We start from the raw sequence: 18925 nt of genomic DNA, 5'->3' as shown, positions 1-18925 counted from the left end.
ACCTACTACTCCTTAATTCTTATTCATACTAAAATAATTATTCCATTATTATAAACCAAAACACGAAATAATTAGTTCCTTGATTATTATTTAATATGGTTTTTACTTTATTTAATTTCTACATTTAAAATTGTTAGTGCACTTTCATTTCTTAAAGATCAAATTTAATAATGTAGTCCAATTTACAATCCATATTAAAAAATTGTTATTTAAAGAAAAGTCAAATCAAAAAAAATCCCGATTGCTCGGGATTTTTAATTTATCTAATATCATTATTTTGAATCAAATCGATATATAAGTTAATCTTATCTTTCAATTCTTTTCTAGGCGTAATAAAGTCCAAGAAACCATGTTCGAGGAGAAACTCAGCTGTTTGAAAGCCTTCAGGTAGATCTTTACCCGTAGTATCCCTTACCACACGTGGACCAGCAAATCCAATTAAGGCTCCAGGCTCAGAGATATTGATATCTCCTAACATAGCATAAGAAGCTGTTGTTCCACCAGTTGTTGGGTCAGTACAAAGAGAAATATATGGCAATTTAGCTTCTGCTAATTGCGCCAACTTTACTGAAGTCTTTGCTAATTGCATCAAAGAATAAGCCGCTTCCATCATTCTAGCACCTCCCGATTTTGATATCATTACAAAAGGCAGCCTGTTTTTGATGGCATGATCAATTCCTCTAGCGATTTTTTCACCCACAACTGCTCCCATTGAACCTCCAATAAAGGCAAAATCCATACAGCAAATCACCAATTCTCTTCCTTTAGATTTCCCAACAGCAGTTCTAACAGCATCCTTGAGTTGCGTTTTATCCATCACTTCCTTCAAGCGGTCTGCATATTTCTTTGTATCAACAAAATGCAAAGGATCCTTTGAAGTCATGTTTTTATCCAATTCAACAAACACATTATTGTCGAATAAAATATCAAAATAGGCAGCACTTCCAATTCTAACATGGAAACCATCTTCGGGACTTACAAATAGATTACGCGCTAATTCATCAGCATCAATAATTTTACCTGTAGGTGATTTGTACCAAAGTCCTTTTGGAATATCCATTTTGTCTTCGGTTGCCGTAGTAATTCCTTTTTCTTGTCGTTTAAACCAAGCCATTTATATAGTGTTCAGTGTTCAGTAATCAAGTATTCAGTGTTAGTAATTAGCTTTAGTGCTCAATTATCAGTTTTGAGAACTGAACACTAAAAAACTAAAAACTGAACACTTTTTATAGTGTATTCACATTGTTTAAGTCAGCAAATGCTTGCTCAAGTCTTGCATTGAAAGTCATTTCACCTTCACGCAACCATTTTCTTGGATCGTAATATTTTTTGTTTGGAGCATCTGATCCTTCTGGATTTCCAATTTGAGTTTTAAGGTACTCTATGTTATTTACCATAAAATCACGAATTCCTTCAGTAAATGCAAACTGCAAATCAGTATCAATGTTCATTTTTACAACACCATAGCTAATTCCTTCTCTAATTTCCTCTAAAGTAGAACCTGATCCACCATGGAAAACAAAATCTACAGGATTTGGTCCAGTTTTGAATTTATCTTGAACATAATCTTGAGAGTTTTTTAAGATTTTTGGAGTTAATTTTACGTTTCCTGGTTTGTAAACACCGTGAACATTTCCAAAAGAAGCTGCAATTGTAAACTTTGGACTTACTTTTGATAATTCTTCATAAGCATATGAAACTTCAGAAGGTTGCGTGTATAATTTAGAACTGTCTACATCAGAGTTATCAACACCATCTTCTTCACCACCAGTGATTCCAAGTTCGATTTCTAGTGTCATACCCATTTTGCTCATTCTTTCTAAATAACCTTTACATATTTCTATGTTTTCTTCAATCGGTTCTTCAGATAAATCGATCATATGTGAAGAGAATAATGGTTTTCCTGTAGCTGCAAAATGAACTTCAGAAGCATCTAATAAACCATCAATCCATGGTAATAATTTTTTAGCACAGTGGTCAGTGTGCAAAATAACTGTAGCTCCATAAGCTTCAGCTAATGTATGAATATGTTTTGCTCCAGCAATACCACCAGCGATAGCAGCTTTTTCTCCAGCATTTGAAAGTCCTTTTCCTGCATTAAATTGAGCTCCACCATTTGAAAATTGTATGATAACTGGTGCGTTTAATTTTGCAGCAGTTTCTAGAACTCCATTGATAGTGTCTGATCCAATAACATTTACAGCAGGAAGTGCAAAACCTTTTTCTTTTGCATAATTAAAAATTTCTTGTACTTGATCTCCTGTAGCTACTCCGGGTTTAATATTGTGTGCCATTGTAATTTTTTTTTTAAATTGTTTTTTATTAATTTTTCAGATTATAATTTGCAAAAATAAGAATTAATTAGCACTTAGAAAGGGTAATTGATACCAAAATTAAAAACAGAATTTCCAAAATTATATTGAGTAAACCATCTTTCCCTTTTTTCCAAGGCTGGATTGTATGTTTTGAACCCCATGTCAAGTCGAACTGCAAAAAAACCTAAATCATATCGTATACCAAATCCGGTACCTAAAGCCATTTCTTTTAAGTCTTTCAATCCGTCAAAACGAGCCGGATCATAAACAACAGCGTCTAATACATTCCAAATATTTCCAGCATCTGCAAAAAGAGCTCCATTCCATTTTCCAGCAATTAAAAAACGGTATTCTCCACTAATTGCAATTTTCATATTTGCTTCATTAAAATCATTAGAAAATGAACTGCTTCCAGGTCCCAAATTATAAGGCTGCCAGGCACGATTATCATTAGCCCCCCCTGCATAATAACTTTTTGAAAAAGGAACTGTATTTGAGTTCCCATAGGGTATGGCTATGCCAAAAAAGGTTCGAATAGCAAAAACATTTGCTTTATTTACATTCCAGTGTTTTATAAAATCAAATTCTGTTTTTATATATTCGGAATATTCCAAATTAAAAATCTCATAATTATTATTTATATTTTTTGGTAAATTTCCTACTTTTGAAATTAAAGATAAAATGGTACCTGCTGATTCTATTTTAGTTCTAAAAGTATAAAACGAATTGTCCTGCAAATCTTTTTTAGTCGTTTTAGTAAAATTAAAATTTGTGGCAAAAATAAAATCGTTATCCGTAAGTCTTATTCTTTGTTGCTCAACATTAAGAACATTTTGATATTCAGCATCATTTGGCAATAGGCTGGTTTTTAAAGTTAAAACATCATTTGTGAAACCAGTTGTACCACTTTCGATTATCAAATTATTATCACTAGTATAGTCTGGATTTGTATTATAAGTTTGAGCTATGCGATTTAATGCATCATATGAACTTCCATATACATTAAAATAATTTTCAGGATTCAAATTCCGAACAAACTGAAAGTTGAAAAGATCAAATCGAGAGGTTGTGTTTTTTTTAGGTGTCCAATTATACGAAAACGAACCTGTGAAATTCTCCTTATCTAAACCAATATTGGTCTGTTTAGATAAACCTAGACTAAATACCGTTGATGGTATCATGCTCTTGGGTATTAGCCCTTCTGTTTTTATCGGAAATAAAATTCTTGGAAAATTTAGTTTTGCATCTACTCCATATTCTGATACATTAAAAAAACTATTGTTTGAATTAGCAATATCTTTGGAAGCACCAATATTTCCTCTGGCTGAGACTTCTAAAGTTTCGGCTCCATTAAAAATATTTCTAACCGTCTCGGTAACACTACCTGTAATACCAAAATCTTCTATATTGGAATGGGTTAGATCGAAAGCAAAACCAAAACTATATTTTTTTCGTGGAGTTAAATATATTTTAGCGATCAAAGACTGCGCTAATGTGTCTTTTTTATCCACTTCGTATTGAATGGTTGGATAATTAAATATTTTTAAATTATTCAAATATCTTGTTGTCAAAACTGTTCTTGCATCGTTAAAAACACCTCCTTTGGAAAGGAACACTGCATCAGTTATAGCATGAGGTGTGTATTTAATTTTTTCATAAGCATATAAATGAATATTATTGAAAGTCACACTGTCTTTTATAGGCGAATTATGGTTCTCCGATTTATAATCGGTATAAATCTCAATATCACTTATTTTGTAAATTTTAAAAGGTTCTGTCTTTGTAGAATCATTTTCCTGATACGAATAATTTCCTACATTTAAAATTACAGTAGCTTTATCCTTTTTGTTAATAGTGTCAATGTCAAAATTTATATAATTGGACTGAAATCGATAGGCTCCATTATTTCTATACAAAGTGGTAATTCTGTTTTTTTCATTCTCAAAATCTTCAGTTTTATATTGCTTTCCAGGGATTATCAATGATTTCGTTGTTTTATAAAGAGAATCTAACACAGGAGTTTGAATGGACGTTCGCAACGAATCGATAAAATAAGGATTACCTGTTGTCAAATAATATTTTAATTGTGCCCTCTTTGGAGCCAAAGAATCAAATTTATAATTTGCATCAACATTAAAATAACCATTATTAAAATAGTAGCTTTTAAGTCTTGTTAATGATTTCTTTGATTTAAGTGTATCTAGAATAACAGGCGCCTCACCTGTTTCTTTCAAAAAATTATGTATTCCAAGATACCAAAACGACTTGCGCAGTCCTTCAATTTGCTTTGCTGAGAGCCATTTTACTTCCCTATCATATTTCTTTTTATTATTATAATATTTTAAATTAAATGTTGAATCAGGGTTTGGATTGGCCAAATTATAAATATTCAAAAACAATCTATAATTTAGTAAAGGTACTTTACTGTTGGGTTGTTGATACAATTGATCATATAAAGTTTGATCCTTTAGTAACTTCCCATTCTCAAAAATTTCATTCTTTATAAGAAGCTGTTTTCTAGCAGGCACTCTCTTTTCTGAATTACAACCATAGAAAAAAATAGTAATTAGAATAAATACCGCTATTTTTGCACAATTCTTTTTCTTATTATAAATACTAGATTGCATAAATTGTTCCGCAATACCATTATTTAATTGAAAAAAAGAAAAATAGTGATCCATCTGGAAGTGTTATAGAATAATTAATTCAAAAGTACATTTTTTTTATGCTTAGTAAAAACCAAATAAAGCTTATATCCAGTTTACAACAAAAAAAACATCGTTTTATTAATCATTTGTTTTTTGCTGAGGGTATAAAAGTAATTCAAGAATTAGTTAAATCAAATTTTGAATTAGAACATCTTTATACTACTAAAGAAGATTTCAATGAAATACCTTCCCACAAAAGAAGCTTTATTTCAGAAAATGAGTTACATAAAATCAGTGCTTTATCTACACCTAATACCTGTTTGGCAGTATTCAAAATTCCTTTAGAAAGTAAAATTGATGAATCTGGGCTAATTTTAGCTCTTGATGACATAAGAGATCCTGGGAATTTGGGAACCATATTGAGATTGTGTGACTGGTTTGGCATACAACAAATCATTTGTTCTAAAGAAACTGTAGATATTTATAATCAAAAAGTGGTTCAGGCTACAATGGGATCAATTGCAAGAGTAAAAGTTAATTATGTTGATTTAGAAGCATTTTTATCAAAGTCAACTTTACCTATATTTGGAACTTTTATGGAAGGAAAAAATATATACAAAACTGAGCTGCCTCAAGAAGGCATTATTGTCATGGGAAATGAAGCGAATGGAATTTCTGAAATTATAGAAAAATTAACAACTAATAAAATTACTATCCCGCGATTTGGAGACATTCAAATGACCGAAAGTTTAAACGTAGCTACCGCAACTTCGATAATCTTAAGTGAATTTAGACGGCAAAATTTAAAATAAAAAATATCTTTCTAATGAAATGTAAAATTTATTAATATCCCTCTAGATTTCATAGCATCAATATTTCCTGTCCAAGGACTATTAGGATCTTTATCTCTGATTAATTCATCCGAAATTCCAAATTGCCCTCTAATAGAAGGAGAAAATATAAAATACTCTGAAAAAATATCAATTCCAAAACCCACTTCATAGTTGGTGGTCCAAGATTTTACTCTAAAACGTTCTTCAAGATTGTCATCCAACGATTTGGCATTACTTGATAAATTTAAATTAGCTGACACACCTCCTAATAAATAAGGACGAACATTTCCAGTACGAAGAGCGGAAAACTTCAATAATAACGGAAAATTAATATAAGTACTATTTATTTCTCTAATTGCGTCACTTGAATTATTAAAGCCAATACTAGGTGGGTAATGCAACGTTCTAAAAGCAACGTAAAGACCGGGTTCAAAACGCAAGTCTATATATTCGTGCAATCTTAAATTGGTTACCAGTCCTACATTGAAACCTCCCGATTTGTCCGTTTGTATATCAGATGAATACCTTGGATCGGTTTCCATTACTTTATAATCTATTTTAAAATCATACGAGTTAAATCCTAAAAAAAAACCAAAATAGACTCTTTTCATTTGGTAATTTTCTAGGTTTATAATTGGATTCTTACTGAAAATTCCGTCCGAGTTTTGTGCACTTCCTTTTATGACGATGCTTAATAGAAATAGGACAATTAATTTTTTCATATCTACGCTGAAGGTTTTCGGTATTATTTTTTAGAGGCAGTGTAAATTGTGGCCACTCCAAAAGTTTGAGGCAAAGCTACTACATCAATAAACCCAGTTTTTCTCAAAATATTGTTTAATGCTTCTCCATATGGAAAAGAAGCTGCTGATTCTGACAAATAACCATAAGCAACATCATCTTTTGAAAACAATTTTCCAATAATCGGTAAAATATTTTTACTGTAAAAATTATATCCTTGCTTATAGGGCGTTTTGTCTGGAACAGATGTTTCTAGGATAACAAAAATTCCACCAGGTTTTAAAACTCTTAAGATTTCTAATAGGCCTGTTTCTAAATGCTCAAAATTTCGAACCCCAAAAGCGACTGTTATAGCATCAAAAAAATTATCTTCGAAAGGCATACTTTCAGAATCACCCAAAACCATTTCAATTTTATTGGATAGATTTTTATCTGCAATTTTTTTTACTCCAATTTCAAGCATTCCTGCAGAAATATCTAAACCAATTATTTTTTCAGCTTTGGTTTTTGTCATCAAAATTGCAAGGTCTCCAGTCCCTGTAGCAATATCAAGAATAGTTTTTGGATTATTTTGCGCAACCAATTGTAACACTTTTTTTCTCCATTTAACATCTATTCCAAATGATATAACACGGTTTAGATTGTCATAATTTCCGGATATATTGTCAAACATTGTTGCTACTTGCTCTTTTTTAGTAAGTGTCGAATTTTTATAAGGTGTGATTTGCTTTGGCATTTTTATAATTTGTACAAATATAACATAATCTTAAGGAAGAATAAATGTGTTTTTTAAATTGATAAATTAATTTTAGATAAAACGCAAAATTTATCAATATAAGAGGTGATTTATTTGTTTTTAGCTAAGTCAAAAAATCTAAAATTTATAAAAAAGCGGCATCATCTAGCTCAAGCCCTTGTGTTTACTGGAAAATATTGATTTTATATAAAATGAAAAAAAAATGAAATATCACCAAAAGTGGGTATTGTGAGTACTGATTTTAATACTGATGTTTGTACTTTAAAATTTAGATATTTTATGAATGATTAGTAGGGAAGTAATGACCCAAATCAAATGGATATTTTTTGCGCTATTTATCTCGTTTGTTCTTGTATTTTTTTTTGAAGGTACTATTGTAAATGGTAGTATCCTGTTTAAAGCGCAAAATACGTTCTTAGGATTAAATTTGTTTTTGGAAATTTTAATTTTCTTTGCCTTTAGTACCTTTGTGGTATTTGGTACTAAAGGCTTTTTTGAGTTGTACTCTCAAAAATTATCAAATACGATTGTCTTCTTTTCTGGAGTAGTTTTGATATTTGTGATTTGTATATTATGTTATCAAATTTTAGTACAAGAATAGGTCATTCCTCTAATCGTTTTAACAAAAACATCCCTTCTAGAAGGGATGTTTTTGTTTATAAATTTTCAAATGTAAACACAAAAAATAAGTGATTTAAATCCTCACGAATGTCTGATATGTAAATTCAAATTTATGTTTATCATCTATTGGATTAAACGCTGATTTAATTTCCTTCCATTCTAGAGTATTGATCTTAGGAAAAAAAGCATCTGCTTCAAAAGTATGATGCACTTTCGTGATCTCAAGTTGATCCGCAAAGGAAATTCCTAAAGTATAAATCTCACCTCCACCAATAATAAATGAATTTTCATTTTCTGGACAAATAGCTAATGCTTTTTCAATACTATCAACTACTATACATCCCTCTGGGCTATAGTCTTTTTGACGAGTTATTACAATATGCGTGCGATTAGGAAGTGGTTTAGGAAAACTTTCAAATGTTTTTCTTCCCATAATAATATGATGTCCCGTTGTTAAGGCTTTAAATCTTTTAAAATCATTTGGAAGGTGCCAAACTAACTCATTATTTTTTCCAAGTGCATTGTTTTCTGCTACTGCAGCAATCATAATAATCATATTCCAGAATTTATTTAGTATTAGTCTCTTCAATTTTCGATTGCAATTGCGCTATCTTTTTTTGCTGTAGTGCAACAAGTCGATCTATCTGATCTCTCTCCCAATATTTATTCATAAAACGATCTGTGATAAAAACTTTTATAAAATGCAACACAAAAAGAAACAACCACAAAGTAATTATCCAAATACACCAATTTGAATCAATACCAATGTCAAAAAAACGATTTGCAGTAAATAGAAATAAACTTGTCAAAGTAAATAAAACAAAATGATAATACAGCCTTTTCTTTTGTTTTAATCGGTTTCTTGCATATTCATATTGCTCGTGTAACTCTTTTTCCATGGTTAATTTTTGCTTATAAAGATAAAATTATTTTTTTAATGACACTATTGTGATTATTGAATATTTATTAAGAAAACGTTTTCTAAATAAATATTCAAAATTTAGAAGGTTTCATTTCATTTTATAATTAAAAAAAGGGATTGCTTTTTGCATTTACACTAAAAATTCACTTGTTTAAAAAAACTTCGAATATTTTTATTTACTTTGATATAACTTTAAAAATGAAATAGTTATGTCAATCAAAAAACAATTTATAAAAACCAAGCCCGTTTGTAAAGTTACATTTAGTGTAGAGGCAAAAACGGCAAATCAAGCATCGGTTATTGGAGATTTTAATAACTGGAGTATTGAAGAAGGAGCTTTAAGCAAATTAAAAAATGGTACTTTTAAAGCAACTTTCGAGTTGGATAAAGATGCTTCTTATGAATTTAAGTATGTAGTTGATGGAGCGTTTGTAAACGAGCCCGAAGCTGATTCTTTCAAATGGAATGATTTTGCAGGTGCAGAAAACAGTGTTTTGGTGGTTTAATCCCAAAACACTTTTTTTTTATATACTAACCGAAAAAGTGATTATTTATTTTTCATACTTGAGTCTCTTTCGATAACACTTGTTTCTAACTCGATCGTTCTCGGTAAAAATGAAACTCCATCTTTGTTAGAAATCATTTCTTCGAGTAATAAGGTAAAGGCAGCAACTCCCATTTCGTAACTAGGTTGTTCAACTGTACTCAATTTGGGGGTTATTACTTGCGCCATAAACCAATTGCTAAAACCAATTACGGCTATTTGATTGGGAACCTGAACTCTTTTTTCATTAAAATATGCCAAAACACCAACTGCAACCAAATCTGTGATTGCAAAAATTCCATCTACATCAGTATGTTCCTCGAGAATTTGTTTGGCAAAATCAACTCCTTCTTTAAAAGTAACATTTTGACAAGTATAGACCAATTTTGAATCATACGGAATGTTGTTTTTTTCTAAAGCTTTTTTATAACCCAAAAAACGATCAATAGCATTTTGAGGATTTTCTGGTCCTCGAATATGTGCTATTTTTTTGCACCCTTTATCAATCAAGTGTTGAACTGCTTCCATAGCCGCTTTCTGATCATTTATAATAACCTTCGAACTCGGAATTAATTTTGAAATTTTATCAAACTGAACAAAAGGTATTTCTTTTCTAAGTATTTCCTTGATGTGAGAATCATTGTTTGACTCATTGGAAAGAGACATTATAATCCCGTCAACTCTTTTGTTTAGTAAGAGCGCCACCTGTTTTTTTTCTAATTCTAAAGACTCATTCGATTGAAGTATAATAACTAAATATCCATTTTTCTCAGCTTCGGCTATAATACCGTTAATAACATTGGAAAAAAAATGATGAACTACTTCGGGAATAATTAATCCTATGGTTTTTGACTCCTTGGTTCGAAGATTTACCGCAAAACTATTGGGTATGTAATTGAGTTCTTCAGCTAAGGCAAGAACTTTTTTTATGGTTTTTTCACTAACATCTGGCTTGCTTTTTAACGCTTTTGAAACAGTAGTAATTGATATACCTAATGTTTCAGCAATTTCTTTTAGAGTCGTCTCTTTCATTTAGCAAATATTAGAATTATTTTTCTCAATCTCAAATCGCAAACGTTTGCGTAACTTTCGCAAACGTTTGCGATAAAATTGTTGTATTGTAAAGTCATGATAAAAGTACATTTACAATAAATTAACGTTAAATTTATTAATCATACAATTTTAAACCATGAAAAAAATCATTTATTTATTAAAAAGGGGACAATTGGTTTTTGCACTATTGTTATTTAACTTGTCTTTTTCCCAAAATTCAACTCTTACAGGGGTTGTTTCTGATGCGAATGGCAAACCAATTTCAGGAGCAAATATTACCATTCAAAATACAGCAAAGGGAACTTCAACCAATGATGAGGGAAGTTACGAATTTTCTAATCTTCAAAATGAAAATATAGTTATAATTGCATCCTACATAGGATATAAAACAACTCAAACATCTGTTAACATAAACGGAAATACAATTCAAAACATTTCATTAACACCAGATGCAAATCTATTAAATGACATAATTGTTACAGGGGTTGTTGGTCAAAAAACTAAAATAAAATCCAGCCTTTCAATTACATCACTTAATACAAAACAAATTGAACAATCGGCTCCAAGATCAACTGCAGAAATTTTTAGATCAATCCCAGGAATTCGTTCTGAATCATCTGGAGGAGAAGGAAACTCAAACATTTCAGTACGTGGGGTGCCAATTTCGTCTGGTGGATCAAAATATTTACAAATTCAAGAAGATGGGCTTCCGGTTCTTTTATTTGGCGATATCTCTTTTGCGACAGCAGACATTTTTACAAGATTTGACGGAAATGTTGCCAGAATCGAAGCCATTCGAGGTGGATCAGCTTCAACCTTATCTTCCAATTCTCCTGGTGGAATCATAAATTTTATCAGTAAAACTGGGCAAACCGAAGGAGGTACGGTTAGAACAAGTTTTGGTTTAGATTACGATAATTTTAGAACGGATTTAGATTATGGAGCAAAAATTGGGGATGGCTTATATTTTCATGTAGGTGGTTTTTATAGAGCAGGCGAAGGAGTCAGAAAAACAGGTTTTACATCAAATAATGGAGGCCAAGTAAAATTTAATATCACAAAAGAATTTGAAAACGGAAAAATAACTGTTTATGCCAAATTTTTAAACGATAAAGCGGTTGCCTATATGCCTATGCCAGTACAAGTTACAGGAACAAATTCTAACCCAAATTGGGGAAATGTAAATGGTTTTGATGCTACAACAGGAGCTTTACAATCTATATATTTGACTCATAATGTGGGACTTGGCCCTGATGGAGAATTAAGACGAGGAAATGTTGCAGATGGAATGAACCCTGTATCGAAATCAATCGGAGCTAATGCTTCTTTTAATCTAGAACAAGGTTGGAAATTAGATGATAATATTCGTTATTCTGCAAATAGTGGCGGGTTTATTTCTCCATTCCCTGCAGAAGTTGGTTCATCCTCTACAATAGCCAATTCGTTTGGAGTAGGTTCAAGTCTAACCTATGCAAACAGCGGAACTCCGTTTGACAATCCAAATGGATTAGTGGCCAGAATACACATGTTTGACACAAAATTAAATGATTTAAGTAACTTCATGAATGATTTAAAAATAACGAAAAAATTTGACAAAGTGGGAATCACTGCTGGTTTCTTCAAATCGATACAAAATATTTCTATGTCTTGGTTGTGGAATTCTTATTTACAGGAAGTGTCGGATAATAATCCACGTTTAATAAATGTAACAAATGCCACTGGTAATTTATTGTCCGAAAACGGTCTGTATGCTTACGGTGTTCCTACTTGGGGTAATTGTTGCACCAGAAATTATGACACACAATACAACGTTTCTGCTCCTTATGTAAATGTAACTATTGATGCTACTGACAAACTTTCGTTCGAAGGTGGGTTACGTTATGACTTAGGAAAGGTTTCTGGATCTTTTGCCGGTAGTGCACAGACCATTTTTGACATCAATAATGACGGTTCCATTTCTGTTCCCGAAACAAGTGTTTCGGCTATAAACACTGCAAATGAAACTGCTGTTCATTATGACTATGATTATGTTTCTTATACTATTGGAGCCAATTTTTTACTAACCGAAAAACAATCTCTTTTTGCTAGATATAGTAAAGGTGCTTCTGCAAAAGCAGATCGTATTTTATTCTCTGGATTGGATTACACAGATGGCAATAAAATAAATTCATTAGACTTTTTGACACAAGCCGAATTAGGGTATAAACAAAAATTTACTAAAGGGTATGTTTATGCAACTGCTTTCCATTCTAAAACTGACGAGCAAGGCGGTTATGAAGCCACTTCAAATAGTATCATAAAAAACAATTATAAATCGTATGGTTTAGAATTAGAATCCTCTTATAATGTGAGCGATAATTTTAATTTGCGAGGAGCTTTAACGTATACTAAAGCTGAAATTACATCTGGTAATAACAATGGAAATGAACCAAGAAGACAACCAAAATTGATGTATAATTTAATGCCAACTTATAGCTTTTTAGGCGATAAAAACACGATTGGATTGAGTTTTATTGGCCAAACCAAAGCGTATACACAAGATTCTAATGAACTAATAATGAATGGTTTTGTAATTGCAAATGCATTTGTAGAAATTGGAATTACAAAGGGATTGTCAGCAAATTTCTCCGTAAACAACTTATTTGACACCTTAGCAATTACAGAAACTGAAGAAGGGGCTATTACGGAAAATACAGTTAATTACGTAAGAGCAAGACCAATGCCTGGAAGGTCTACTTCAGTGGCTTTGTCTTATAGATTTTAATATAAATATTATTTGGTTTAGTTAATTAGTTAGTTAACAATTCCTGTGCCTCTAAAGCATGGGAATTGTTTCTAAAAAATGAGTACTAACAAAAAATTTTAAATTTTATAAAATGAAAAAAATCTCGTATTTGATTTTATTTTTTATCGCTCTTTTTCAATATAATTTGAATGCACAAGTTGTTTCAAAACCTGAAAAAATTGTCGAAAAACAAAAAAAAGTTATTATAATTTACGGCAGTCCAGATTGTCATTACTGCATAAGTGCAAAAAATATTTTAATCGAAAAAAATATTGATTTTATTTTTTGTGACATCGATACCGACAAACAAGCTCTTAATGAAATGCTTACTAAATTAAAAAGGGCAAATATCAGTACAAATAATCTTGGCATTCCAGTTATTGATAAATACGGTGAAATTTTTTCAAACAACATCAACTTTGATGATTTTCTAAAAAAACTAATACAATAAGTTATGACTTTCAAAAGACCTAAACTTAATTTTTGGCAAATATGGCACATGAATTTTGGATTTTTTGGAATTCAATTTAGTTTCGGATTACAACAAAGTAATATGAGCGCCATTTATAAATACTTGGGTGCTGACGAAGCAAGTTTACCAATGTTATGGCTTGCTGGCCCAATAACAGGATTAATTATTCAACCTATTATTGGAGCAATAAGCGATGGAACATGGTCTCCAAAATTTGGACGCAGAAAACCTTTTTTTCTAATTGGAGCTGTGATTTCTAGTATCGCTTTGATAGCCATGCCCTTCTCTTCTTCTTTGTGGATGGCTGCAAGTTTACTTTGGATTCTTGATGCTTCTAATAATATTGCCATGGAACCTTATCGTGCTTTTGTTGCAGACAAATTAGTGAGTGAACAACATTCCTTGGGTTTTTTAATGCAAAGTTTTTTTACGGGTTTAGGAATTACATTGGCCAATTTCACTCCTGCCATTTTAGTTGCTTTAGGCTTGTTTGCCTTTACTGACAAAATGAGTAACGGAATCCCCGTTTATACCTATTGGGCTTTTTTTATAGGAGCAGTTGCTGCTATAGGATCCGTTTTAATTTCTGTTTTGACCACCAAAGAATACCCTCCAACAGAACAAGAATTAGAAGTGATGAAAAGGGAAAAGGAAAAAGGGAATGTTGTATTTAGAACCTTCAATGATATAACAAAAGCTTTCAAAACAATGCCCCAAACAATGCGTCAACTTATACCCATGATGTTTTTTACTTGGTATGCTATGTTTTGCTATTGGGAATACATCACTTCTACATTATCCATTTCTATTTTTCATACATCAGACTCAACTTCCGATGGGTTTTCTAAAGCACAGCTTTTGACTGGAAATTTAAATGGAACTTATAATATTATTTGTTTTATGGTCGCATTTGCCTTAGTGCCGTTAGCGTATAAAATTGGAGCAAAAGGAGTGCATTTTATAGCCTTAACATTGGGAGGTTTGGGATTGCTCGCTATTCCATATTTAAATAATACAGATGTGCTTTTTCATATTTATAACCCATTTGGAACATCAATACAAATTAGTACCATTTATTTATATTCATTTGGTTTGGGAATTTCATGGGCTTCAATGATGTCTATGCCATATCAATTATTGGCAGGTTCAATTCCCAAAGAAAAACGAGGCGTATATATGGGAATTTTTAATATGTTTATTGTGATTCCAATGGCACTACAAATAGTCACTATGCAGTTTTTTGTATATGATTTATTAGGCAAAAATCCAATCAATGTTATCCGTTTAGCGGGATTATTCTTAATCATTGGTGCCTTATTAACGCTGTTCATTAAAGTAAAACATCAAAATAAAGTATAGCATAATGAATGATTTACATTATTTAAAAGCAATTGATTTACTTAGAAAAGTATCTTCATCCAATGGTTTTTTGGCGAGCGCCCAAAACATCTCCAATTACAAAAGGGTTTGGGCTCGTGATGGCGTGATTTGCGGATTAGCAGCTTTGGCTTCGGGAGACGATGATTTGATTGCAACATTTCAAAAGACATTGGAAACATTAGGTAATAATCAACATCATAACGGAACTGTTCCTTCAAATGTAATGACAAAAGGAGACAAAATAGAAGTTAGTTATGGCGGATTAGCTGGTAGAGTTGATGCCGTAACTTGGTTTATCATCGGAATTTGTCAATTTGCTTTTTATAAAAAAGACGATGCTTTTGTTAAAAAATACCAAGTCAGCATCCAAAAATGTTTATACCTACTTGAGGCATGGGAATTTAATAATAAACATTTATTGTATGTGCCGCTTTCAGGAAATTGGGCAGACGAATACATAACAGATGGTTATGTTTTATACGATCAATTACTCCGTATTTGGGCACTTAAAAGTTATAACTATTTTGCAAAAGACAGTTTGATTGCTTCTAAAATTGAAAAAATAAAAGAGCAAATTGAAATTAATTTCACTCCAAAATCAGTTGGAGAGAAATACCATGAAAGAGCATATGACGAAGCTAATATTCAAGAATTTATGCCTTGTTCCTTTTCTCCTGCTGGTTATAAAAAACAATTTGATGCTTTTGCCAATTCCCTTGCTTTGTATTTGAATATTGGTGATCAAAATTTTCAAGAAAGTATTCTAAAACACGCCTTAAAACTTTCAAGTGAAAGGCCTTTACAATTAATACCTGCTTTTTGGCCTCCAATTGAAGAACATGATTTAGATTGGAACTTGCTGAAAAATAATTGTAAATATGAATTTAGGAATTATCCAAATGAGTTTCATAACGGGGGCAGTTGGCCTATGGTGAATGGATTCTTTGGCTTGGCATTACTTTCGAAAGATAAAAAGAAGGAAGCCTTAACGCTATTAAATGCCATAAATATAGCCAATGCAATTGATGATTATAGCTTTTATGAAAACTTCAATAGTGAAACGAAACTACCAAATGGTGTTCCGTTTTGCGCATGGAGTGGAGCCGCTACAATTATCTTACACCAAAGTATTAATACAAATTTTAAATTTTTCGTTTAGAATGAAAAAGACCATAGATATTATAAGTGTTGGCGAAGTACTCATTGACTTTATAGGGCATGAAGTAAATACTTCGATAAACAAGACAAAAGATTACCATCGTTTTTTGGGTGGTTCGCCTACAAATGTAGCAGTAAATGCAGCGAGATTAGGATTGAAATCCATTTTGGTAGCTACTTGTGGGCAAGATGGTTTGGGAGAATATATTATTCGAAAATTAAAAGCGAACAACGTAATTACTTCTCAAGTCAGAATATCGGAAACAGAGCCGACTTCAATTATTTTTGTATCAAAATCTACTGGCACACCTGATTTTATTCCTTATAGAGAAGCCGATTGTCAGATCGAAAAGTTTCAAATTCAGGATGAAATTTTAGAAAGCGCAAAGATATTTCATACCACTTGTTTTGCTTTAAGCAAAAATCCAGCTCGTACTACTATTTTAGAAAGTGCCAAAAAAGCAAAATCGTTAGGTTTGCAAACCAGTATTGATGTCAATTTTTCAGAAAGAATTTGGCCAGACCGAGAGGAAGCCAAGTTTGTTCTAAAAGAATACTTGTCTACAGATCCCCTAGTAAAATTAAGTTTGGATGATTGTTTCAGGCTTTTTGCCGAGGAAAAAACAGAAGAGTATATTTTTGAATATTTCCATGCATTAGGTGCTTCTACCATTTGTTTAACAAAAGGAAAAGATGGTGTTGTACTTTCAGACAATACTTTTGGAGTGTTCTGTCAAAAAGCGATGGTTATTCCAGAGATAAAAGATACAACGGGTGCAGGAGATGCTTTTTGGACGGGATTTTTATATGCACAATTATTGCATAAAAATTTTGAAGAGACAATTACTATTGCACAAAAACTAGCCAGTATAAAGTTGCAGAACATCGGGCAGTTGCCAAATGATATCAATTTTAAAGAAGAATTAAAATAGAATAAGTCCGCTTAATGGCGGACTTATTCTATTTTAATTGCAAAAGAAATTAATCTATTAACAAACTTTTGAAATTATTCGAGATTTAAACAGCCACATTGCCTTTTATAAGCGCATGTGGTTCATACCCTTCTAAGGTAAAATCATCGAAATCAAAATCGAATATGTTTTTTATGTTAGGATTTAAAATCATTTTGGGTAATGGTTTTGGCTCGCGAGAAAGTTGCAATTCGAGTTGTTCAAAATGATTATTGTAAATGTGTGCATCACCAAAAGTATGAATAAATTCACCAACATCTAGATCACAAACTTGCGCTATCATCATGGTTAACAATGCATAAGAAGCAATATTAAAAGGAACTCCTAAAAAAATATCCGCACTTCGTTGGTACAATTGGCAGGATAATTTTCCTTTAGTTTCTCCTTTAGTTTCATCAGGTGCTGCAACATAAAATTGAAAAAAAGCATGACATGGAGGCAAAGCTGCTTTAGTATTGGCTACATTTTCTTCAAATGTTTTGGTAGTATCTGGTAATACAGATGGATTCCAAGCCGAAACAAGCATTCTTCGACTGTTTGGATTTGATTTTAACTCGGTAATAAGTTCGCTAATTTGATCTATTTCCTCACTATTCCAATTGCGCCATTGATGTCCATAAACAGGTCCTAAATCACCATTACTATCTGCCCATGCATCCCATATTTTTACACCATTATCTTGAAGATATTTTATATTCGTATCGCCCTTTAAGAACCATAACAACTCATATATAATAGATTTAAGATGTAATTTTTTTGTTGTAACCATTGGAAAACCTTCACTCAAATCAAATCGCATTTGATATCCAAATACACTTTTTGTTCCAGTTCCTGTTCGGTCTCCTTTTTGACAACCGTTGGACATAACATGTTGTACTAAGTCTAGGTATTGTTTCATTTGTGTTTATTCGTTAAAATATTGAATCGTTTATTCATCAATTTGTATTAAACGACAAACGATTAAACAAATCACCGATTAAACAAATCAAAATTACGCTTCTCTTTTTGAAATTTCATCACGGATCTTTGCCGCTTTTTCGTAATCTTCCTGCTCTACAGCTTGCTCTAATAATTCATTTAATTCATGCAAACTATGATTGGAATATGTATTTCCAGATTCATTACTTTCGGTACTGCCAAATGTTTCTGGATTAGACAAAATCTCGTCTAATTCATTCAAGGAATCCGTTTCAAGCGGATTGGCTTTTAAATAAATACCTGCTTTGTCCAATATATTTTTATAGGTAAAAATTGGAGCATTAAAACGAATTGCCAATGCAATAGCATCCGAAGTTCTGGCATCAATTATTTCTTCAATTTTATCCCTTTCGCAAATAATACTAGAATAAAAAACGCCATCGACTAACTTGTGTATAATGACTTGTTTTACGACTATATCAAATCTTTCGGCAAAGTTTTTAAATAAATCATGAGTCAAAGGACGAGGCGGTTTAATTTCTTTTTCCAAAGCAATTGCAATAGACTGGGCTTCAAATGCGCCAATAACAATAGGCAATTTTCTTTCCCCATCAACCTCATTTAATATCAACGCATAGGCGCCATTTTGAGTTTGACTGTATGAAATTCCTTTTATAGATAATTTAACTAAGCTCATGTTTGTATTATGGAAAGTACGAGTACTTTATTAATTGTGTCTTTTTCTCTGTTTTAAATAAAGTGCAATTTTAATCAAAATTTATGGAACAAAAAAGCTACCTAAAGCAA

17 protein-coding genes are annotated in these 18925 nt (G+C 31.7%); 7 read left to right on the top strand and 10 right to left on the bottom strand.

Translation table 11 applies throughout. The features are described 5' to 3' along the window. Positions 1-259: 259 nt before the first annotated feature. The 3 genes from accD to tamL form a co-directional block, all read right to left on the bottom strand. On the bottom strand, positions 260-1114 hold the full coding sequence (gene accD, locus OYT91_RS15790) for an acetyl-CoA carboxylase, carboxyltransferase subunit beta (protein WP_269223955.1): 855 nt from the start codon (positions 1112-1114) through the stop codon (positions 260-262). A gap of 112 nt (positions 1115-1226) precedes the next feature. Beyond that, positions 1227-2294, bottom strand: coding sequence for a class II fructose-bisphosphate aldolase (gene fbaA, locus OYT91_RS15785; RefSeq protein WP_269223956.1), 1068 nt, complete (start codon positions 2292-2294; stop codon positions 1227-1229). 74 nt (positions 2295-2368) lie between these two features. After that, positions 2369-4996, bottom strand: coding sequence for a translocation and assembly module lipoprotein TamL (gene tamL, locus OYT91_RS15780; protein ID WP_349293172.1), 2628 nt, complete (start codon positions 4994-4996; stop codon positions 2369-2371). A gap of 44 nt (positions 4997-5040) precedes the next feature. Between tamL and OYT91_RS15775 the strand changes: the two genes are divergently transcribed. After that, positions 5041-5775: a TrmH family RNA methyltransferase gene (locus tag OYT91_RS15775; RefSeq protein ID WP_281238715.1), complete on the top strand. Its 735-nt coding sequence runs from the start codon at positions 5041-5043 to the stop codon at positions 5773-5775. 11 nt (positions 5776-5786) lie between these two features. On the opposite strand, the gene porT is transcribed toward OYT91_RS15775, so the two are convergent. The 4 genes from porT to OYT91_RS15755 all read right to left on the bottom strand — a co-directional run bounded on the left by porT (position 5787) and on the right by OYT91_RS15755 (position 8814). Further along, positions 5787-6518, bottom strand: a complete 732-nt coding sequence (gene porT / locus OYT91_RS15770; protein ID WP_281238714.1) for a type IX secretion/gliding motility protein PorT/SprT — start codon at positions 6516-6518, stop codon at positions 5787-5789. A gap of 23 nt (positions 6519-6541) precedes the next feature. Continuing rightward, a complete protein-coding gene (ubiE, locus tag OYT91_RS15765; RefSeq protein WP_281238713.1) occupies positions 6542-7273 on the bottom strand; it encodes a bifunctional demethylmenaquinone methyltransferase/2-methoxy-6-polyprenyl-1,4-benzoquinol methylase UbiE in 732 nt (243 codons plus the stop codon). 715 nt (positions 7274-7988) lie between these two features. Continuing rightward, positions 7989-8471 carry a dihydrofolate reductase gene (locus tag OYT91_RS15760; RefSeq protein WP_281238712.1) on the bottom strand — a complete coding sequence of 161 codons (483 nt, stop codon included), beginning with the start codon at positions 8469-8471 and terminating at the stop codon, positions 7989-7991. A gap of 10 nt (positions 8472-8481) precedes the next feature. Further along, positions 8482-8814 (bottom strand): 2TM domain-containing protein, encoded by a 333-nt coding sequence (locus OYT91_RS15755; protein WP_269223959.1) that lies wholly within the window; start codon positions 8812-8814, stop codon positions 8482-8484. Positions 8815-9046: 232 nt separating this feature from the next. On the opposite strand from OYT91_RS15755, the gene OYT91_RS15750 reads away from it, so the two are divergent. After that, positions 9047-9343, top strand: a complete 297-nt coding sequence (locus OYT91_RS15750; RefSeq protein ID WP_269223960.1) for an isoamylase early set domain-containing protein — start codon at positions 9047-9049, stop codon at positions 9341-9343. A gap of 41 nt (positions 9344-9384) precedes the next feature. Here OYT91_RS15750 and OYT91_RS15745 read toward each other — a convergent pair whose 3' ends face one another. Next, the gene (locus OYT91_RS15745) at positions 9385-10413 is read right to left on the bottom strand and encodes a LacI family DNA-binding transcriptional regulator (RefSeq protein ID WP_281238711.1); all 1029 of its coding nucleotides are present in this window, start codon (positions 10411-10413) and stop codon (positions 9385-9387) included. Positions 10414-10570: 157 nt separating this feature from the next. Here OYT91_RS15745 and OYT91_RS15740 point away from each other — a divergent pair, with 157 nt between their 5' ends. The 5 genes from OYT91_RS15740 to OYT91_RS15720 all read left to right on the top strand — a co-directional run bounded on the left by OYT91_RS15740 (position 10571) and on the right by OYT91_RS15720 (position 17161). Beyond that, positions 10571-13198 (top strand): TonB-dependent receptor domain-containing protein, encoded by a 2628-nt coding sequence (locus OYT91_RS15740; protein ID WP_281238710.1) that lies wholly within the window; start codon positions 10571-10573, stop codon positions 13196-13198. Positions 13199-13310: 112 nt separating this feature from the next. Then, the gene (locus OYT91_RS15735) at positions 13311-13670 is read left to right on the top strand and encodes a glutaredoxin family protein (RefSeq protein ID WP_281238709.1); all 360 of its coding nucleotides are present in this window, start codon (positions 13311-13313) and stop codon (positions 13668-13670) included. A 3-nt stretch (positions 13671-13673) separates the two neighbouring features. Then, positions 13674-15050 carry an MFS transporter gene (locus OYT91_RS15730; RefSeq protein WP_281238708.1) on the top strand — a complete coding sequence of 459 codons (1377 nt, stop codon included), beginning with the start codon at positions 13674-13676 and terminating at the stop codon, positions 15048-15050. Positions 15051-15054: 4 nt separating this feature from the next. Beyond that, a complete protein-coding gene (locus OYT91_RS15725) occupies positions 15055-16230 on the top strand; it encodes a glucosidase family protein (RefSeq protein ID WP_281238707.1) in 1176 nt (391 codons plus the stop codon). A gap of 1 nt (position 16231) precedes the next feature. Beyond that, positions 16232-17161 carry a carbohydrate kinase family protein gene (locus OYT91_RS15720; protein ID WP_281238706.1) on the top strand — a complete coding sequence of 310 codons (930 nt, stop codon included), beginning with the start codon at positions 16232-16234 and terminating at the stop codon, positions 17159-17161. Positions 17162-17246: 85 nt separating this feature from the next. Here the strand turns inward: OYT91_RS15720 and OYT91_RS15715 are convergent, their stop codons facing one another. Together OYT91_RS15715 and OYT91_RS15710 are read right to left on the bottom strand one after the other, a co-directional pair. After that, positions 17247-18098 (bottom strand): thymidylate synthase, encoded by an 852-nt coding sequence (locus OYT91_RS15715; protein WP_281238705.1) that lies wholly within the window; start codon positions 18096-18098, stop codon positions 17247-17249. Between the two features lie 93 nt (positions 18099-18191). Further along, positions 18192-18815, bottom strand: a complete 624-nt coding sequence (locus OYT91_RS15710; RefSeq protein WP_281238704.1) for a bifunctional nuclease family protein — start codon at positions 18813-18815, stop codon at positions 18192-18194. Positions 18816-18925: the final 110 nt, after the last annotated feature.

Origin of the sequence: Flavobacterium praedii, assembly GCF_026810365.1 — a bacterium.
GTDB classification, from domain to species: Bacteria; Bacteroidota; Bacteroidia; order Flavobacteriales; family Flavobacteriaceae; genus Flavobacterium; species Flavobacterium praedii.
Note: the sequence above shows the minus strand (reverse complement) of the source record. Positions and strands in the feature narration are given on the sequence as shown.

Bases quoted from the DNA above. Each gene is read 5' to 3' on its own strand.
- OYT91_RS15715 (WP_281238705.1), bottom strand. From the start codon at position 18,098: ATGAAACAATACCTAGACTTAGTACAACATGTTATGTCCAACGGTTGT.
- OYT91_RS15725 (WP_281238707.1), top strand. From the start codon at position 15,055: ATGAATGATTTACATTATTTAAAAGCAATTGATTTACTTAGAAAAGTA.
- OYT91_RS15775 (WP_281238715.1), top strand. From the start codon at position 5,041: ATGCTTAGTAAAAACCAAATAAAGCTTATATCCAGTTTACAACAAAAA.
- OYT91_RS15740 (WP_281238710.1), top strand. From the start codon at position 10,571: ATGAAAAAAATCATTTATTTATTAAAAAGGGGACAATTGGTTTTTGCA.
- OYT91_RS15720 (WP_281238706.1), top strand. From the start codon at position 16,232: ATGAAAAAGACCATAGATATTATAAGTGTTGGCGAAGTACTCATTGAC.
- porT (WP_281238714.1), bottom strand. From the start codon at position 6,518: ATGAAAAAATTAATTGTCCTATTTCTATTAAGCATCGTCATAAAAGGA.
- OYT91_RS15750 (WP_269223960.1), top strand. From the start codon at position 9,047: ATGTCAATCAAAAAACAATTTATAAAAACCAAGCCCGTTTGTAAAGTT.
- fbaA (WP_269223956.1), bottom strand. From the start codon at position 2,294: ATGGCACACAATATTAAACCCGGAGTAGCTACAGGAGATCAAGTACAA.
- OYT91_RS15755 (WP_269223959.1), bottom strand. From the start codon at position 8,814: ATGGAAAAAGAGTTACACGAGCAATATGAATATGCAAGAAACCGATTA.
- OYT91_RS15735 (WP_281238709.1), top strand. From the start codon at position 13,311: ATGAAAAAAATCTCGTATTTGATTTTATTTTTTATCGCTCTTTTTCAA.
- OYT91_RS15745 (WP_281238711.1), bottom strand. From the start codon at position 10,413: ATGAAAGAGACGACTCTAAAAGAAATTGCTGAAACATTAGGTATATCA.
- tamL (WP_349293172.1), bottom strand. From the start codon at position 4,996: ATGGATCACTATTTTTCTTTTTTTCAATTAAATAATGGTATTGCGGAA.
- OYT91_RS15730 (WP_281238708.1), top strand. From the start codon at position 13,674: ATGACTTTCAAAAGACCTAAACTTAATTTTTGGCAAATATGGCACATG.
- OYT91_RS15710 (WP_281238704.1), bottom strand. From the start codon at position 18,815: ATGAGCTTAGTTAAATTATCTATAAAAGGAATTTCATACAGTCAAACT.
- accD (WP_269223955.1), bottom strand. From the start codon at position 1,114: ATGGCTTGGTTTAAACGACAAGAAAAAGGAATTACTACGGCAACCGAA.
- OYT91_RS15760 (WP_281238712.1), bottom strand. From the start codon at position 8,471: ATGATTATTATGATTGCTGCAGTAGCAGAAAACAATGCACTTGGAAAA.
- ubiE (WP_281238713.1), bottom strand. From the start codon at position 7,273: ATGCCAAAGCAAATCACACCTTATAAAAATTCGACACTTACTAAAAAA.